Annotated in this window: 17 protein-coding genes, 2 tRNA genes and 1 pseudogene; 15 read left to right on the top strand and 5 right to left on the bottom strand. The window is 67.8% G+C overall.

Features of this window, described 5'->3' with window-relative positions:
• Window positions 1-171 precede the first annotated feature (171 nt).
• The 10 genes and pseudogenes from dnaN to FKR81_RS06850 all read left to right on the top strand — a co-directional run bounded on the left by dnaN (window position 172) and on the right by FKR81_RS06850 (window position 10,312).
• Window positions 172-1,296, top strand: a complete 1,125-nt coding sequence (gene dnaN, locus FKR81_RS06890) for a DNA polymerase III subunit beta (RefSeq protein WP_146350093.1) — start codon at window positions 172-174, stop codon at window positions 1,294-1,296.
• A gap of 28 nt (window positions 1,297-1,324) precedes the next feature.
• Entirely contained in the window at window positions 1,325-2,206 is an 882-nt protein-coding gene (gnd, locus tag FKR81_RS06885) for a phosphogluconate dehydrogenase (NAD(+)-dependent, decarboxylating) (RefSeq protein WP_146350092.1), read from the top strand.
• A gap of 1 nt (window position 2,207) precedes the next feature.
• Complete coding sequence (recF, locus tag FKR81_RS06880; RefSeq protein ID WP_146350091.1) at window positions 2,208-3,314, top strand: DNA replication/repair protein RecF; 1,107 nt, start codon at window positions 2,208-2,210, stop codon at window positions 3,312-3,314.
• Window positions 3,289-3,933: a DciA family protein gene (locus FKR81_RS06875; protein ID WP_186762814.1), complete on the top strand. Its 645-nt coding sequence runs from the start codon at window positions 3,289-3,291 to the stop codon at window positions 3,931-3,933. Before recF ends, FKR81_RS06875 begins: the two co-directional genes overlap by 26 nt.
• Before the next feature lie 227 nt (window positions 3,934-4,160).
• Window positions 4,161-6,131: a DNA topoisomerase (ATP-hydrolyzing) subunit B gene (gyrB, locus tag FKR81_RS06870; protein WP_146350090.1), complete on the top strand. Its 1,971-nt coding sequence runs from the start codon at window positions 4,161-4,163 to the stop codon at window positions 6,129-6,131.
• Window positions 6,132-6,181: 50 nt separating this feature from the next.
• On the top strand, window positions 6,182-8,719 hold the full coding sequence (gyrA, locus tag FKR81_RS06865; RefSeq protein WP_146350089.1) for a DNA gyrase subunit A: 2,538 nt from the start codon (window positions 6,182-6,184) through the stop codon (window positions 8,717-8,719).
• Window positions 8,720-8,745: 26 nt separating this feature from the next.
• A complete protein-coding gene (locus tag FKR81_RS45945; RefSeq protein ID WP_407936506.1) occupies window positions 8,746-9,840 on the top strand; it encodes a DUF3566 domain-containing protein in 1,095 nt (364 codons plus the stop codon).
• A 63-nt stretch (window positions 9,841-9,903) separates the two neighbouring features.
• Window positions 9,904-9,977, top strand: a tRNA-Ile gene (locus FKR81_RS06855).
• Window positions 9,978-10,090: 113 nt separating this feature from the next.
• Window positions 10,091-10,207: pseudogene (locus tag FKR81_RS44300) on the top strand (DLW-39 family protein); the annotation flags it as partial.
• A 32-nt stretch (window positions 10,208-10,239) separates the two neighbouring features.
• Window positions 10,240-10,312 (top strand) — tRNA-Ala (locus tag FKR81_RS06850).
• A 46-nt stretch (window positions 10,313-10,358) separates the two neighbouring features.
• Here FKR81_RS06850 and FKR81_RS06845 read toward each other — a convergent pair.
• Entirely contained in the window at window positions 10,359-10,778 is a 420-nt protein-coding gene (locus FKR81_RS06845; RefSeq protein ID WP_146350088.1) for a DoxX family protein, read from the bottom strand.
• 93 nt (window positions 10,779-10,871) lie between these two features.
• Here FKR81_RS06845 and FKR81_RS06840 point away from each other — a divergent pair, with 93 nt between their 5' ends.
• Window positions 10,872-11,411, top strand: coding sequence for a DUF2020 domain-containing protein (locus FKR81_RS06840; protein WP_146350087.1), 540 nt, complete (start codon window positions 10,872-10,874; stop codon window positions 11,409-11,411).
• Here the strand turns inward: FKR81_RS06840 and FKR81_RS06835 are convergent.
• On the bottom strand, window positions 11,405-11,980 hold the full coding sequence (locus FKR81_RS06835; RefSeq protein ID WP_235921355.1) for a hypothetical protein: 576 nt from the start codon (window positions 11,978-11,980) through the stop codon (window positions 11,405-11,407). The two genes, FKR81_RS06840 and FKR81_RS06835, sit on opposite strands and share 7 nt — an antisense overlap.
• Window positions 11,981-12,066: 86 nt before the next feature.
• On the opposite strand from FKR81_RS06835, the gene FKR81_RS06830 reads away from it, so the two are divergent.
• Window positions 12,067-12,624 carry a peptidylprolyl isomerase gene (locus tag FKR81_RS06830; protein ID WP_146350086.1) on the top strand — a complete coding sequence of 186 codons (558 nt, stop codon included), beginning with the start codon at window positions 12,067-12,069 and terminating at the stop codon, window positions 12,622-12,624.
• Between the two features lie 188 nt (window positions 12,625-12,812).
• The gene (locus FKR81_RS06825) at window positions 12,813-13,556 is read left to right on the top strand and encodes a rhomboid family intramembrane serine protease (RefSeq protein ID WP_328593130.1); all 744 of its coding nucleotides are present in this window, start codon (window positions 12,813-12,815) and stop codon (window positions 13,554-13,556) included.
• Here the strand turns inward: FKR81_RS06825 and FKR81_RS06820 are convergent.
• Both FKR81_RS06820 and crgA read right to left on the bottom strand, forming a co-directional pair.
• Entirely contained in the window at window positions 13,553-13,948 is a 396-nt protein-coding gene (locus FKR81_RS06820) for a PH domain-containing protein (RefSeq protein ID WP_146350084.1), read from the bottom strand. The two genes, FKR81_RS06825 and FKR81_RS06820, sit on opposite strands and share 4 nt — an antisense overlap.
• Window positions 13,949-14,167: 219 nt before the next feature.
• Complete coding sequence (gene crgA, locus FKR81_RS06815) at window positions 14,168-14,434, bottom strand: cell division protein CrgA (RefSeq protein ID WP_146350083.1); 267 nt, start codon at window positions 14,432-14,434, stop codon at window positions 14,168-14,170.
• A gap of 269 nt (window positions 14,435-14,703) precedes the next feature.
• On the opposite strand from crgA, the gene FKR81_RS06810 reads away from it, so the two are divergent.
• Together FKR81_RS06810 and FKR81_RS43365 are read left to right on the top strand one after the other, a co-directional pair.
• Window positions 14,704-15,687 (top strand): class E sortase, encoded by a 984-nt coding sequence (locus FKR81_RS06810; RefSeq protein WP_235921354.1) that lies wholly within the window; start codon window positions 14,704-14,706, stop codon window positions 15,685-15,687.
• Window positions 15,687-15,848 carry a hypothetical protein gene (locus FKR81_RS43365; RefSeq protein WP_186762813.1) on the top strand — a complete coding sequence of 54 codons (162 nt, stop codon included), beginning with the start codon at window positions 15,687-15,689 and terminating at the stop codon, window positions 15,846-15,848. Before FKR81_RS06810 ends, FKR81_RS43365 begins: the two co-directional genes overlap by 1 nt.
• Window position 15,849: 1 nt before the next feature.
• Here the strand turns inward: FKR81_RS43365 and FKR81_RS06805 are convergent, their stop codons facing one another.
• Window positions 15,850-17,190 carry an FAD-dependent oxidoreductase gene (locus FKR81_RS06805; protein WP_146350082.1) on the bottom strand — a complete coding sequence of 447 codons (1,341 nt, stop codon included), beginning with the start codon at window positions 17,188-17,190 and terminating at the stop codon, window positions 15,850-15,852.
• Window positions 17,191-17,260: the final 70 nt, after the last annotated feature.

Below are 17,260 nucleotides of genomic sequence, written 5' to 3'. Positions count from 1 at the left end.
GGCAGGGCCCAGGGATCAAGCTCGGCTCAGGCTCAACCCCGAAGTGACGAAGAGGGCCAGGACGCTCTACGGTGGATGCTCCGCCCTCGGACACCGAGGGACGAGGCTCCCCGAACCCCCACTGGCACGTTGTCGTGGTTGGGCTTGCCGACTTTGAGGAAAGGACGCCTCATGAAGATCCGCGTCGAGCGCGACGGCCTTGCCGACGCAGTCGCCTGGGTCGCCCGCAGTCTCCCGTCCAGGCCGCCGGTTCCGGTCCTGGGTGGCGTGCTGCTCGATGCCGAGTCCGAGGAGTCGTTGACGGTCTCGGGCTTCGACTACGAGGTGTCCGCTCAGGTCGGCGTCCCGGCCACCATCGCCGACGGCGGCCGCGCGCTCGTCTCCGGCCGGTTGCTCGCCGACATCACCAAGGCGCTGCCCAACCACCCCGTCGAGATCGCGGTCGACGGCTCCCGCATGATGATCAGCTGCGGCAGCGCCAGGTTCAGCCTCCCGACGATGCCGGTCGAGGACTACCCCGCGCTCCCGTCGATGCCGCAGCTCATCGGCGAGCTCCCCGGCGAGGTCTTCGGTGAGGCCGTCGGCCAGGTCGCCGTCGCGGCCGGCAAGGACGACACGCTCCCGATGCTGACCGGCGTCCGGGTGGAGATCGGTGACGGCAAGCTGACGCTCGTCGCGACCGACCGCTTCCGGCTCGCCATGCGCGAGTTCCCCTGGGAGCCGGACGAGTCGCTCGGCGAGGTCGCCGTGCTCGTCCCGGCCAAGACCCTCGGCGACGCCGCGAAGACGCTCGGCGCGTCCGGTGCCAAGGTCGAGATGTCGCTCGCCGCGAACGACGGGCTGCTCGGTCTGTCCGGCACCGGCAAGCGCACGACGACCCGCCTGCTCGACGCGGACTTCCCGAAGTACCGCCAACTCCTGCCGACCGAGCACTCGGCCGCCGCGATCATCGAGGTCGACTCGCTCGTCCAGGCGATCAAGCGCGTGTCGCTCGTCGCCGAGCGCGGAACGCAGGTGCGGCTCGAGTTCGTCGACGGCGGGCTGCGCCTGTCGGCCGGTGGCGACGACGAGGGTTCCGCCGAGGAAGAGCTCCCGGTCGACTACACCGGCGACCCGGTGACGATCGCGTTCAACCCCGGGTACCTGCTCGACGGTCTCGGTGCCGTCCGCACCCCGCGGGCGCATCTTTCGTTCACCACCCCGAGCCGGCCCGCACTTCTCAAGCCGGTGGACGAGGATGGCAACGTGGCGCCGGGCTACCTCTACCTGTTGATGCCCGTCCGCCTTCCTGGCTGAGCAACAAGAACCAATAGGGGAGAACACCGTGCAGCTCGGACTCGTCGGCCTCGGCAAGATGGGTTTCAACATGCGCGAGCGGGTGCGCCGAGCCGGTCACGAGGTGATCGGCTACGACCGCAACCCGGAGGTCACCGACTCGGAGTCGTTGGCGGACATGGTGTCCAAGCTCGAGTCACCGCGCACGGTGTGGGTCATGGTGCCCGCGGGCGAGATCACCCGGCAGACCGTGCAGGAGCTGAGCGAGCTCCTGTCGCCGGGTGACGTCGTGGTCGACGGCGGCAACTCGAAGTTCACCGACGACCGCGTGCACGCGGACCTGCTGGCGCAGAAGCAGATCGGCTACCTCGACTGCGGTGTGTCCGGCGGCGTGTGGGGCCTCGACAACGGCTACGCGCTGATGGTCGGCGGCAGCAAGGAGCTCGTCGAGCGGACCATGCCGATCTTCGACGCGCTGCGTCCGGAGGGTCCGCGCGAGGAGGGCTTCGCGCACGCGGGCGACGTCGGTGCCGGGCACTACTCGAAGATGGTGCACAACGGCATCGAGTACGGCCTGATGCAGGCGTACGCCGAGGGCTTCGAGCTGATGGACAAGTCCGAGGTCGTGCTCGACGTGCCCGCCGTGATCAAGGCGTGGCAGCGCGGAACCGTTGTGCGGTCGTGGCTGCTGGACCTGCTGGTGCGCGCGCTCGAGTCCGACCCCGAGCTGGACGATCTTCGCGGCTACGTCGAGGACTCCGGTGAGGGCCGGTGGACCGTCGAGGAGGGCATCAACAACGCGGTGCCGCTCCCGGTGATCTCCGCCGCGCTGTTCGCCAGGTTCGCGTCGCGGCAGGAGGACTCGCCCGCGATGCGGACGGTCGCCGCGCTGCGCAACCAGTTCGGCGGGCACTCGGTGCAGAAAGCCTGAGGTGTACGTCCGGCACCTCCAGGTCAGCGACTTCCGCTCGTGGCAGCACGCCGACCTGACCTTCGAACCCGGCGTCACCGTGCTCGTCGGGAGGAACGGCCAGGGCAAGACGAACCTGGTCGAGGCGATCGGGTACACGGCGACGCTCGGGTCGCACCGCGTCGCCTCCGACGCGCCGCTGATCCGGCACGGCGCAGCGCGCGCCGTGGTGCGAACGGCCGTGGTCAACGAAGACCGCGAGCTGCTCGTGGAACTGGAGATCACCGCGGGCAAGGCGAACCGGGCGCGGATCAACCGCGGCCCGGTTCCTCGTCCGCGTGACGTGCTGGGCATCCTGCGCACCGTGCTGTTCGCGCCGGAGGACCTGGCGCTGATCAAGGGCGATCCCGGTGACCGGCGGCGGTTCCTCGACGAGATGCTGGTGTTGCGCGCACCCCGGTACGCGGGGGTGCGCAGTGACTACGAACGGGTGCTGAAGCAGCGCAGCGCGTTGCTCAAGACGGTGAAGCACAGCCGGTCCGCGGACCTCAGCACGCTCGACGTCTGGGACGGGCACCTCGCCAAGCACGGCGCCGAGCTGCTCGCGGCCCGGCTGAAGCTCGTCGGAGACATGGCGCCGCACGTCGCCGCCGCCTACGCGGAGGTGGCACCGGAGTCACGGCCGGCGCTCATCAACTACCGGTCCAGCGTCGGCGAGCTGCCGGAGGACCGGGAGAGCATCGAGGACCTCCTGCTCGCCGAGCTCGACCGGGTCCGCAAGCAGGAGATCGAACGGGGAGTGTGCCTCGTCGGGCCGCACCGGGACGACCTCGACCTCACCCTCGGCGAGCTGCCCGCGAAGGGCTACGCCAGTCACGGAGAGTCATGGTCGTTCGCGCTCGCTCTGCGGCTCGGCGGCTACGAGCTCATGCGTGTCGACGGCGTCGAACCGGTGCTCGTGCTGGACGATGTGTTCGCCGAGCTCGACCGCGGCCGGCGTCAGCAACTGGCGAAAGTCGCGTCGGCGGCGGAGCAGGTGCTGATCACGGCCGCCGTCGCGGAGGACGTGCCGGAGGAGCTCAGCGGCGCCCGGTTCGAGGTCCATGGCGGGGAGGTACGACGTGTCTGACGAAGTCCCCCCATCGGGTGTGTCTCATCGCACATCTGGGGACAACCCTGTGGATGATGTGGATAACTCCGTCACAAAAGCGGACTTGTCCACAGGTTCACACACACCTGAGGGTGAACCACTCCGTGGATCCGACCTCGCACGGGCAGCACTCGAGGCGGCCAAGGCCAGCGCGAAGGCACGCGGGCAGGTCCCCGGCAGCAGGTCCAAGGGGCGGCCGCAGGGCCGTCGCCGGCGTCGCTGGTCGGGTGCCGGGCCAGACGACCGCGATCCACAGCCGCTGGGCAGGGTCGCCTCGCGGATGGCCGTCGACCGCGGCTGGACCGAACGTCTGCAGGGTGGCCAAGTGTTCGGTCGATGGGCCAAACTGGTCGGAGAGGACGTCGCCGAGCACGCGAAACCGATCGCGCTCAGTGACGGGGAACTGACGGTTCAGGCCGACTCGACGGCGTGGGCCACTCAGCTGCGCCTGCTGCAGAGGGAACTGCTCAAGCGCATCGCGGCCGGCGTTGGTCACGGCATCGTCAAGAAGCTCAGGATCAAGGGTCCCGACGCGCCGAGCTGGCGACACGGTCCCAGGCACGTTTCCGGGCGCGGCCCACGCGATACGTACGGGTGAGGGACTCGCGCGTCTCAGCGGCGATTCTGCGGCGCGATGAGCGTTCACCAGCGGATTTCAACCCCGTTGGCAGCCGCCCTGACCCATCTTCGTCCACTTCCGGGCTTCTGTGACCAAATCAGGGGTGTCCTAGACGGCATCCTGTCGGGGTGCCCCGGTAGAATCGAGGGGAGCGTCACCATTAACGTGCGGGCAGGTTCCCGCACCAGTCGAGGAGACACCTGCCCGTGTCAGCTAAGAAGAGTGAGTACAGCGCGTCCTCGATCACCGTCCTCGAGGGTCTCGAGGCGGTGCGCAAGCGCCCCGGTATGTACATCGGGTCGACCGGAGAACGCGGTCTGCACCACCTGATCCAGGAGGTCGTCGACAACTCCGTCGACGAGGCCATGGCCGGCTACGCCACCATGGTCGACGTCACCCTCCTGGCGAACGGCGGCGTGCGGGTCATCGACGACGGCCGCGGCATCCCGGTCGACATGCACCCCGTCGAGGGTGTGCCGACCGTCGAGGTCGTCATGACCAAGCTGCACGCGGGTGGCAAGTTCGACAGCGACTCCTACGCGGTGTCCGGCGGTCTGCACGGCGTCGGCATCTCCGTGGTGAACGCGCTGTCCACCGCCGTCGACCTCGAGATCAGGCGCCAAGGTTTCACGTGGACCCAGCGCTACGAAGGCTCCAAGCCCGCGTTCGAGCTGCGCAAGGGTGAGCCGACTGACAAGACCGGCACGACGACCACCTTCTGGGCCGACCCGGAGATCTTCGAGACGACCGAGTACAACGTCGAGACGATCTCCCGCCGCCTGCAGGAGATGGCGTTCCTCAACAAGGGCCTGACGATCGTCCTGCGCGACGAGCGGGTCGAGGAGTCCGACGTCGAGGCCGACGCCGAGGGCCACGTCGCGCGCGTGAAGGAACGGGTCTTCCACTACCCCGGCGGTCTCGAGGACTTCGTCCGGCACATCAACCACACGCGCGAGGCCGTCCACACCAAGGTCATCTCCTTCGAGGCCAAGGGTGAGGACCTCGAGGTCGAGGTCGCGATGCAGTGGAACACCGGCTACACGGCGTCGGTCTACACGTTCGCGAACACGATCAACACGCACGAGGGCGGCACGCACGAAGAGGGCTTCCGCGCCGCGCTGACCCGCGTGGTCAACGAGTACGCGCGCGAGAAGAAGGTGCTCAAGGAGAAGGACACCAACCTCACCGGTGACGACATCCGCGAGGGTCTCGCGGGGATCATCTCGGTGAAGTTGAAGGAGCCCCAGTTCGAGGGCCAGACGAAGACGAAGCTCGGCAACAGCGAGGCGAAGTCGTTCGTCCAGAAGTCCACCAACGAGCACCTCGCCGACTGGTTCGAGCGGCACCCGAACGAAGCCAAGACGATCGTCACCAAGGCGGTCTCGTCCGCGCAGGCCCGCATCGCCGCCCGCAAGGCGCGCGAGCTGGTCCGCCGCAAGGGCGCGCTCGACATCGGCGGCCTGCCCGGCAAGCTCAAGGACTGCCGCTCCACCAACCCGGAGGAGTGCGAGCTCTACGTCGTCGAGGGTGACTCGGCCGGCGGCTCGGCCAAGGAAGGCCGGGACTCCATGTTCCAGGCGATCCTGCCGATCCGCGGCAAGATCATCAACGTGGAGAAGGCCCGCATCGACCGGGTGCTCAAGAACAACGAAGTGCAGAGCATGATCACCGCTCTCGGCACGGGCATCCACGAGGAGTTCGACCTCTCGAAGCTCCGCTATCACAAGATCATCCTGATGGCCGACGCCGACGTCGACGGCCAGCACATCCGCACGCTGCTGCTGACGCTGCTGTTCCGCTTCATGCAGCCGCTCATCGAGCACGGCCACATCTACCTCGCGTCGCCGCCGCTCTACAAGATCAAGTGGCAGCGGACCGAGCCGGAGTACGCCTACTCCGACCGCGAGCGCGACGGCCTGATCAAGGAAGGCCTCGCGGCGGGCAAGAAGCTCGGCAAGGACGACAACATCCAGCGCTACAAGGGTCTCGGCGAGATGAACGCGGCCGAACTGTGGGAGACCACGATGGACCCGGCGAACCGGGTGCTGATGCAGGTGACCATGGACGACGCCGCCACCGCCGACGAGCTGTTCAGCGTGCTCATGGGTGAGGACGTCGAGGCGCGCCGCGCGTTCATCACGCGCAACGCCAAGGACGTGCGCTTCCTGGACGTGTGAGTTCGTCCTTCCCCTAGACATCCACGGCTGGCGAAGAGGAAACAAGAACCGTGACTGAGACGACCCTTCCGCCGGAGCACGACCGCACCGAGCCGGTCGACATCCAGCAGGAGATGCAGCGCTCCTACATCGACTACGCGATGAGCGTCATCGTCGGCCGAGCACTGCCGGACGTTCGTGACGGGCTCAAGCCCGTGCACATCCGCGTGCTCTACTCGATGTTCGACTCCGGCTTCCGGCCGGACCGCGGGTACAACAAGTGCGCCCGCGTCGTCGGCGACGTGATGGGCAACTACCACCCGCACGGCGACTCGTCGATCTACGACGCGCTCGTGCGGCTCGCCCAGCCATGGGCCTTGCGGTACCCGCTGATCGACGGCCAGGGCAACTTCGGCTCGCAGGGCAACGACCCCGCGGCCGCCATGCGCTACACCGAGTGCCGCCTCACCCCGCTGGCCATGCAGATGCTGGCGGACATCGAGGAGGAGACGGTCGACTTCCGGGCCAACTACGACGGCCGGATCGAGGAGCCGACGGTCCTGCCGTCGCGCATCCCGAACCTGCTGATCAACGGCAGCTCGGGCATCGCGGTCGGCATGGCCACCAACATCCCGCCGCACAACCTGCGCGAGGTCGCGTCGGGCGTGGTGTGGGCGCTGGACAACTGGGAGGCCTCCGACGAGGAGACCCTCGAGGCCATGATCGAGCGGATCAAGGGCCCGGACTTCCCGACCTACGGCCAGATCCTCGGCAACTCGGGCATCCAGGACGCGTACCGCACCGGTCGCGGCTCGGTGAAGATGCGCGCGGTCGTCGAGGTCGACGAGGACACCAAGGGCCGCACGATCCTGGTCGTCACCGAGCTGCCGTACCAGGTCAACCCGGACAACCTGGTCGAGAACATCGCCGCGCTGGTGCGCGACCAGAAGCTCACCGGCATCTCGAACATCGCCGACGAGTCGAACAGCCGCCGCGGCATGCGCATCGTGATCACGCTCAAGCGCGACGCGGTGGCGAAGGTCGTGCTGAACAACCTCTACAAGCACACCCAGCTGCAGTACTCGTTCGGTGTGAACATGCTGGCGCTGGTCGACCAGGTGCCGCGCACGCTGCGCCTCGACCAGATGATCCGGCACTACGTGAAGCACCAGATCGACGTCATCGTCCGGCGGACCAGGTTCCGCCTGCGCAAGGCCGAAGAACGCGCCCACATCCTGCGCGGACTGGTCAAGGCGCTCGACCACCTCGACGAGGTCATCGCGTTGATCCGCCGGTCGCAGACCCCGGACATCGCGCGCACGGGCCTGATGGAGCTCCTCGACGTCGACGAGATCCAGGCGAACGCGATCCTCGAGATGCAGCTGCGCCGCCTGGCCGCACTCGAGCGTCAGAAGATCATCGACCAGCTCGCCGAGATCGAGATCGAGATCGCGGACCTCAAGGACATCCTCGAGAAGCCGGAGCGGCAGCGCGCGATCGTGCGCGACGAGCTCATGGCGATCGTGGACAAGCACGGCGACGACCGGCGCACGGAGATCATCCCGTTCGACGGCGACGTGTCCATGGAGGACCTGATCGCGGTCGAGGACGTGGTCGTCACGATCACCCGCACCGGCTACGCGAAGCGCACCAAGACCGACCTGTACCGGGCGCAGAAGCGCGGCGGCAAGGGCGTCCAGGGCGCGCAGCTCAAGCAGGACGACATCGTCCAGCACTTCTTCGTGTGCTCGACGCACGACTGGATCCTGTTCTTCACGAACAAGGGCCGCGTGTACCGCACGAAGGCCTACGAGCTGCCCGAGGCGAACCGCAACGCACGTGGCCAGCACGTCGCGAACCTCCTGGCGTTCCAGCCGGAGGAGGAGATCGCGCAGGTCATCCAGATCAAGAACTACGAGGTCGCGCCGTACCTCGTGCTCGCCACCAAGAACGGCCTGGTCAAGAAGTCGAAGCTGTCCGACTTCGATTCCAACCGATCGGGTGGTCTCATCGGCATCAACTTGCGCGATGAGGACGAGCTGGTCGGCGCGGTGCTCTGCTCGGCCGACGACGACCTGCTGCTGGTGTCCGCGGACGGCCAGTCGATCCGCTTCCACGCGACCGACGACGCGCTGCGCCCGATGGGTCGTGCCACGTCAGGTGTGCTGGGCATGCGCTTCAACGCAGGCGACGAGCTGCTGTCCGTCGGAGTCGTCCAGGAAGGCCTGTTCGTTTTGGTCGCCACCGACGGTGGGTATTCGAAGCGGACGCCGATCGAGGACTACCCGGTCCAGGGCCGCGGCGGCAAGGGTGTGCTGACCATTCAGCACGACCGCCGACGTGGCAGGCTGGTGGGGGCGCTCATCGTCGACGTCGACGACGAGCTCTACGCCATCACCTCGAGCGGCGGGGTCATCCGGACCAGCGCCGAGCAGGTGCGCAGGGCGGGACGGCAGACCAAGGGAGTGCGGCTGATGAACCTCGGCGAAGGCACCACTTTGATCGCTGTCGCACGCAACGCCGACGAGCCCAGCGACGTCCCCAATGGTGAGGGAACCGCCGGAGAGGGCACCGAACCGGCCACGACTCCAACTGACGACGCCAACTGATGCGGACGAGAGGCTAAGGACAGCTCGTGACTCCACCCGAGAACCCGAAAGGTCGGGACGCGGACAAGACCGCGGTGATCACCAAGCCGACGCCGCCGAAGCCTGCGGAGAAACAGGCCGAGTCGGCGCCCTCGGGTGGAGACAAAGCTGAGCAGGTCACGAAGCCGGTCACCCCGCCCGCCGCGACTCAGGCCAAGCCCGGTCCTCCTCCCGTGAAGAAGGACGAGCCGAAGGCGGAGGCTGAGCCGCAGGCCACGGTCGAGGTCAAGACCCCCGAGGTCAAGACCGAGGCCAAGGTCGAGCCCAAAGCCGAGCCCAAGGTGGAACCGAAGGTCGAGCCGAAGGCGGACGAGAAGACCGTGAAGGTCGACAAGCCCGTCACGGTCGAGGACCAGGCGAAGGCGGCGGCGGTCCAGCCCGTCGCGCCGGTCGTCGAGGAACCCGACGTCGTCGCGGCGGCCCCGCCGCCGTGGCAGCGCGTCACCAGCGACGCCGCGGCGTACGAGGCTCCGGTCGCGTCGATCCCGCCGATCTCCGGTGTGCCGTCGGGCCAGGCGGCCGAGTCGCCCGCCTACCCGTCGACCGACCCGGACCGCGGCGGCTACCCGGCGCACGAGCCGGACACCGTCTCGGTCGCCCGGCCGGTCGTCACCGGCACGGCCGCGTCCGCACTCGGCCTCGGCAGCCGCACGTCGGTCAACCTGGGCACCAACGGCCGTCCCGCGGCCGCCACGCCCAGCGCCCGCCGTCCCGGCCGCGGCCCGCGCCGCGCCAGCCTCCAGATCAAGCGCGTCGACCCGTGGTCGGTGCTGAAGCTGGCACTCGTGCTCGGCGTCGCGCTGTTCTTCGTCTGGCTCGTCGCGGTCGGCGTCCTCTACGGCGTGCTGCACGGCATGGGTGTCTGGGACAAGATCAACAGCACGGCGAACGACCTGCTCCAGTCGAGCGAGCCGACCGGCGAACCGCTCATCAGCGCCGGTCGCGTGTTCGGCGTCTCCGCGATCATCGGAGCCGTCAACATCGTGCTGTTCACCGCACTCGCCACCGTCGGCGCGTTCGTCTACAACGTGTCCGCCGACCTGGCGGGCGGCCTCGAGCTCACGCTTTCCGAGCGGGAGTGATCTGAGACCACCCGATTTGGGGCAGCGCAGGCACTTGTTGTAAGGTTCTCTGCGTTGCCCCGAGGGCCTATAGCTCAGGCGGTTAGAGCGCTTCACTGATAATGAAGAGGTCGGAGGTTCAAGTCCTCCTAGGCCCACTCGGTTCTTTATCGACCATCGTGGTTACTCCCACGGGGGCTCAGCCCCCAACACCCAAGCCGTTCCAGGTATGGTGGCTCTGGGTTGGGGCAACAGACTTGAAGGGGAAGTTGTGAAGAAGATCATCGCGCTCGTCGCCGTAGCCGGTGCGGTCCTGTTCTTCGTCAAGCGCAGCCGTTCGGCGAAGGCCGACGCTGACCTGTGGCGCGAGGCCACCGCTCCCACGGAGTGACGACGAGGGCGGTCTGCCGCCCCCGTTGCGGGGACGTAGCTCAATTGGCAGAGCACCGCCTTTGCAAGGCGGGGGTTAGGGGTTCGATTCCCCTCGTCTCCACGTAATAGAGGCTCGCGCCCGAAGAGGGCGCGAGCCTTTGTCATTGTCAGGCCGGCTGTGGTTCCCGCTGAGGCGTCTTGCGCGACGCCAGGAGATGGTCGATCGACCACGCACCCGCGCCCATGAAAGCGATCAGCAGGAACGCCCAGCTGTAGATCGCGGCCAGCTCGCCTCCGTTGGCGATCGGCAGCAACCCCTTCGGCTGGTGCACGACGAAGTAGGCGTACGCCATCGCGCCGGAGCTGAGCAGGGCAGCCCACCGCGTGCCGAGGCCGATCAACACCAGCGTCCCGCCGACCAGCTCGATCAGGCCGGCGGGACCACCGGGCCACTGCGTGATCGGGACCGCCGCTTTGGTCGTGAAAAGTCCGAACACCTTCTGGGCGCCGTGGATCACGAAGAGCAGGCCCACGACGATGCGGAACAGGGCTAACGCGTGATCTCTGCGGCTCTCGAAGAACTTCACGGGTCTGTTCCTTCCATGCAGGGGAAAGGTATAGACCAATGTAACGGTGCCTCATGAAGTTCACGTAGCGGAATCTGGTTGACTGTTGCTCCTATGAAACGAGCCCTGCTGCTGCCGTTGCTCGGAATTCTCGCCGCGTGCGGCACCACCGAGCATCAAGGCGCACCGAGCGCGGAATCAGCGCCCCGACCTGCGACAACGACGAGTGCGGCACCGACGGTGCCTGCCAAGCCGGAGCCTGCGAAGGATGGGACCTGTCCGTACCTGGACACGAAGTTCGTCGCCGAGGCCAACGGTCAACTGGTGCGGAAGACGATGCTGTCGACCGATCAGCCGCACCCGGCGTGTTTCTTCTACGCCAACGCCACCGAAATCCAACTGACCGTACGCGTCTACGTGGGTGACAAGAAGATCGCCAAGACGCTCGTCGACGAGGCCGCGCCGGTCGACCAGTCCAACGAGGCGACCGTGCCCGCGGGCTGGAAGGGCAGCTACATGGCGACGGCGAACGGCGCCGTCTACGCGGTTGCGAAGGACGGCGCCGCTGTCGTGGTGACGACCAACCAGAAGCAGACGATCAAGGCTCGGCGGATCGCGGAGACCGCGATCGGGAACCTCAAGCTCGGTTACTGAACGGGCTCACGCGCCGGCGTCTGCCCGTTGCGGGCGAACTCCGCGGTCTCGTCGGCCGCAGGCGTCTCGTCGTCCTGCAGGTGGATCTCCTGGGGGCGGCGCGTGAGCGCGACGTACCCGGCGGCACCGATCGCGATCAGCAGGCCGAGCACCCACGGCCAGCGGCGGCGACGCCTCGGCGTGCCCTCCGTCAGCCCGGCCGCGGCCTTGCGGATCTCCTTGGCGCGCGCCTTGGCGTCCTTGCGGGCGCCCTTGGCCGCCTTGCGGACCTCCTTGCGCACCTCTTCCGCCCGGCTCAGCAGCTCCGCGCGGGCCTTGTGGCTCTTCTTCGCGAGACGCTTCCGGGCGCGTCGCGTCTGCTTCTCCACCTCTTCGGCCTTGCCCATCAGCACGTCGGCCTTGTCGACGAGCACGCCGCGGAGCTGGTCGGTCGTCACTCCGCGTTCGGCGAGCTTGTGCTCAGCGGCGTGACCAGCACGAACGACACCCTGGCGGGCTGCCTTCAGGCCGGTGCCCACCGCCTTGCCTACGGACTCCCCGGCGCGGGTCATGACGTCCACCTCATCCATCCTGTGCTCCACGAGTTGTCAGCCAGTGATGTTCCTGAAGTACCCATCCTGCCCCTTCCTGAACATTCCTGCCCGTGGATGGCACGATGGGGGTCGTGGCTGACAGCAACGAATCCTTCGTCGGGACCAAGGTGACGGCGACCCTGCACACCACGCAGGGCGACATCCGGCTCATCCTGTTCCCCGACCACGCCCCCAAGACGGTGGCGAACTTCGTCGGGCTCGCCGAGGGCTCCAAGGACTACAGCGATAAGAACGCCTCGGGCGGTGCGTCCGGCCCGTTCTACGACGGCACCCTGTTCCACCGGGTGATCGAGGGCTTCATGCTGCAGACCGGTGACCCGACCGGAACCGGCCGCGGTGGCCCCGGCTACCGCTTCGCCGACGAGTTCCACCCCGAACTGCAGTTCAACCGCCCTTACCTGCTGGCGATGGCGAACGCGGGCCCCAACACGAACGGCTCGCAGTTCTTCATCACCGTCGCGCCGACCACCTGGCTGAACTTCAAGCACACCATCTTCGGTGAGGTGGCCGACCAGGACTCGCGCAACGTCGTCGACGCGATCGGCGCCGCGGCGACCGGTGCAGGCGACCGTCCCGTCACCGACATCAAGATCGAGCGGGTCTCGATCGAGCGGGCGTGACCAACTACCCGGTTCCACCTGGTGAGCCGGTCGGAGCGCAACCGGAACTTCCGGCATGCGCACGTCATTCCGACCGGCCCACCGGGCTGCGTTGCACCCGTTGCGACCGTCCGGCCTGCCCGGAGTGCCTCCGCGAGGCGTCAGTCGGCTACCAGTGCGTCGACTGCGTCCGCGAAGGGCAGCGCACCGTGCGCCGGGTTCGCACGATCGCGGGTGCGGAGCTGAGCACGAAGCTCGTCGTCACGCCCGCACTCGTGGGCCTGAACGTGCTCGTGTTCGTCGCGACGGCCGTGCAGGCCCAAGGCATCGGCACCAACTACACGTCCCAGCTCTTCCACTCGTGGAGCCTGTTCCCGCCCTCGGTCGCGAACGGCGAGTGGTGGCGGCTGTTCACCGCCGGGTTCCTGCACTTCGGCCCGGCCCACCTCGCGCTGAACATGCTGGCGCTGTGGCTGCTCGGCCGTGAGCTCGAACCTGTGCTCGGCAGGCTCCGCTACGTCGGCGTCTACGTGATGGCGTTGCTCGGCGGCAGTGCGGCCGCGTACACGTTCGGCACGATCTGCGGCGAGACCGCGGGCGCGTCCGGTGCGGTGTTCGGCCTGATGGGCGGGTTGCTCGCGGTGCTGCTGCGGCTCAAGCTGAGCCTCACACCCGCGCTCACCACGATCGGCATCAACGTGCTGATCAGCGTCCTGGTGCCGGGCATCTCGCTGCTGGGGCACCTCGGCGGCCTGGTCGTCGGCGGCCTGCTCACCGCCGGGATGGTCTACCCGCCCGCGAAGCAGCGCAACGCGTGGCAGCTGTCCGCGGTGGTGGCGATCCTCGTGCTGCTGGCGATTGTGGTCGTGACGCGAAATTCCGCCCTGATCGACCAGAACATCATCGTGGTGCCGACCGGTGATGGCGACACCGCTTGTCTGGTGCGCCGCTAAGGACGCAATGCGTGCAGGACCTCGGCGACTTCTTCCGGATCGGCGCCGAGGTCCAGCCGCGTCAGCACGAAGAGGTGCTCCTCGGCGTCCAGCTCCAGCGAGGTGGACTCCCTGCCGAGCCTGCGGGTCCGGGTCAGCTTCACCTTCACCCGGTGCCACGGCAGGTGCCGCGAGCCGGTGAGACCCCGCACGGTCATGCCCGTGTCGTCGACCGCGAGGCGCGGACGTGCGACGGAGCCGAACGCGGCCAGTGCGCCCGCCAGCACCGCGGCCAGGCCGAGCAGGAGGCGTCCGGCGTTGTCATCGGCGAGGAACGCGGCCAGCGCGAGCACTGCGGCGAGCGCCCAAGCGGCGGCGATGGCCGGGGCCGGGGTGGACCAGGTGCGTGTCACACCGTCGAGTGTCCCTTATCGGAATGTGGACAACTGAACGGCCGGACCGGCGCTTGTGCAATATCGCGCAAAGTTGTCCACAGGAGTTGTCCCCAGTGGGGATGACTTACAGCCGTGTGCTTCGGTGACACTCAGATGAACGGGGTAAACCCCTGGAGAACAAAGGACGGCCCGGACGGTGTACGTCCGGGCCGACCATTTACTTCTGGTGATTGCGGGCTACCGCCACCGCATGGTCATCAACAGGCCGATGATCATCAACGCGAAGCCGATCGCGAAGTTCCACGGGCCGAGCTCCAGCATGAACGGGATCTTCTCGGCCGCGATGTAGTTGACCACGAGCCATGCGAGACCGAGCAGCATCATGCCGAGCATGACCGCGATGTAGACCGGATGTGACGGACCCGCCGCCTTGACCTTCACCGGCGTGCGGCGGTCAGTGGGTGCGGTGTAGACCGCCTTCTTCCGGACCTTCGACTTGGGCATGCTGTCCTCGCCTGACGTGGATCCCCGTGTGACGCTAGTTTACGTCCACTACTACATGGACACGTTAACGTAGCCGACGTGGTCAGCGAACCACTATGCAGACCCGGCCCGTTCACATTCTGTCCGGAGGTTCTCAGGTGAGCTCGGGACCCCACCAGCCGCCTCCCCGGCGTCCGGCGCCCCGCCGTGATGACCTGCAGCGACTCCAAGGTGGACCGCCCCCGAGGCCGGCACCTCCACCCGCGGACGCCACGCAGTACACGAACACGTTGTCGGGCAACCTTCCGCAGCCCCCGCCGCGCAGGCCCATGCCGCCTCCCCGGCCGCGTCCGATGCCCGTCGACGCGCCGACCGAGGTCATTCCTCGCATCGACGATGAATACGACTACGACGACGACGATTACTACGAGGAAGACGAGAAGCCCGAGCTGCCGCCGGACGGCCCCGTGCGCAAGACCGTGCGCGGCATCGGCGAACTGCTCATCACCGCCGGCCTCGTCGTGCTCCTCTTCGTCGTCTACGAGGTCTACGTCACCGACCTGATCTCCGCGGGCAAGCAGCAGGACGCGACGCTCGCGCTCGACAGCGAATGGGGCTCGAACACCGTCGAGCCGCCGCCCGTCGACCCGCAGCGCCAGCAGAAGCTGAACCTCATCGAGGGCAAGGCGTTCGCGAAGATGTACATCCCGGTCTTCGGCGAGGACTGGGGTTTCTCGATCGTCGAGGGCACCTCGGACAAGCACTTGGAAGTCGGTCCCGGCCACTACATCGGCACCGCCCAGCCCGGCGAGAACGGCAACTTCGCGATCGCGGGCCACCGCGTCGGCAAGGGCGCGCCGTTCAACGACCTCGACCTGCTCGGCTCGTGCGACGCGATCGTCGTCGAGACCCAGACCCAGTGGTTCGTCTACCGCGTGCTGCCGATGCGCGGCGAGGTTGCCGGCTGGGGCGCCGAGGGCAAGGCGAAGACACCCGAGTGCGCCGGCATCTCGCCGCTGCAGACGACGCTGGGCGACGCGTACGCGAAGACCGTCGGCCAGGAGATCGTCGCGCCCACCCAGGGCGAGGTGATCAGCGCCGTCCCGTACGCGAAGGGCGACGCCGTGCCGGTCGAGCAGCAGGCCAGGCTGCTGACGCTCACCACGTGCCACCCGCGGTTCTCCGACAAGCAACGGCTCATCGTGCACGCCGTGGAAACCCAGACGTATCCCAAGAAGGACGGCTTCGTGCCGCCCGAGATGAAGGGGCAGTGATGTACGGGTGGATCTGGCGGCACCTGCCGGGGCCGCTCTACCTCCGCGTCGCCACGGCGTTCGTGCTCGTGCTGGCGGTCGTGGCGCTGCTGATGTTCGTGGTGTTCCCCTGGGCCGAGCCCAAGCTCCCGTTCAACAACGTCACGACCCCGACCCAGTAGCTCAGCGGCTGGCCTCGATCATCGCGTCGCGGTCGACGACCTTGACGCGGTCGCGGTCCTGCGCCGCACCGAGCGCGATCTCGTGCGCGTCGAGCTTCTTCCAGTCCTCGTTGGTCGTGAACGGCACGGCGCGCTGCTCGAGGAACTGCACGATCGCGTCCGGCTCGGTGAAGATCGGCTGCGGCAGCGTGTCCGCGTCCTCGAGCAGGCTGGTGATCGTCTCGAGCGCGTCGCCCTTGGTGTGGCCGATGAGGCCGATCGGACCGCGCTTGATCCAGCCGGTGACGTAGGTGCCGGGCATCGGCACCTCGTCCAGGTCGAGCACGCGGCCCCTGTCGTGCGGCACCGTGCCGGAGTGGTGGTCGAACGGGATGTCCGAGAGGTGCGTGCTGAGGTAGCCGACCGCCCGGTAGACAGCCTGGACGTCCCACTCGGTGAACTCGCCGGTGCCGCGCACGTTGCCGTCGCCGGTCAGCTCCATGGTCTCCGTGCGCAGACCGGTGACCTCGGTCGAACCGAGCACCTCGACCGGCGCCTCGAGGAAGTGCAGGTGCAGCCGGCGGGGCCGGTTGCCGACGTCGCGGATCGCCCACTCCTGGAGCGTCTTCACGATCATCTCGACCTGCTTGTTCGAGCGGATCGTTGCCATAGACGCCGCATCGAACTCGATGCCCTCGGCGTGCACGATGACCTCGACGTTCGGCGAATGGTCGAGCTCGCGCAGCTCCAGCGGCGTGAACTTCGCCTGCGCAGGGCCGCGGCGGCCGAACACGTGCACGTCCGTGACCGGGCTCGACTTCAGGCTCTGGTGGACGTTGTCCGGGATCTCGGTGACGAGCAGCTCGTCGGCCGTCTTCGCCAGGATGCGCGCGACGTCCAGCGCCACGTTGCCGACGCCGAGCACCGCGACCTTCTCCGCGGTCAGCGGCCACTCGCGCGGCACGTCCGGGTGGCCGTCGTACCAGGAGACGAAGTCCGCCGCGCCGAAGCTGCCGGGCAGGTCGATGCCGGGGAGGTCGAGCTCGCGGTCCTTGTCGGCACCCGTCGAGAAGATCACCGCGTCGTAGAACTGGCGCAGGTCGTCGAGCTTCAGGTCGACGCCGTACTCGACGTTGCCGAACAGCCGGATCTCCGGCTTGTCCAGCACCTTCTGCAACGCCGTGACGATGCCCTTGATGCGCGGGTGGTCCGGCGCGACGCCGTACCGGACCAAGCCGTACGGCGCCGGGAGCTTCTCGAACAGGTCGATGCTCACGTCGGCGTCGGACTTGGTCAGGAGGTCAGCCGCGTACACGCCGGCGGGACCGGCGCCTACGACGGCGATGCGCAAAGGGCGGCTCATGCGATCAGTTTAGGTGAGCCTAACCTCATAAAATGCATGAGGTAACTCACGGCCCAGCAGATGAGAATCA

The organism is Lentzea tibetensis (assembly GCF_007845675.1).
GTDB lineage: Bacteria > Actinomycetota > Actinomycetes > Mycobacteriales > Pseudonocardiaceae > Lentzea > Lentzea tibetensis.
This window is presented reverse-complemented; position numbering and strand designations above follow the sequence as displayed.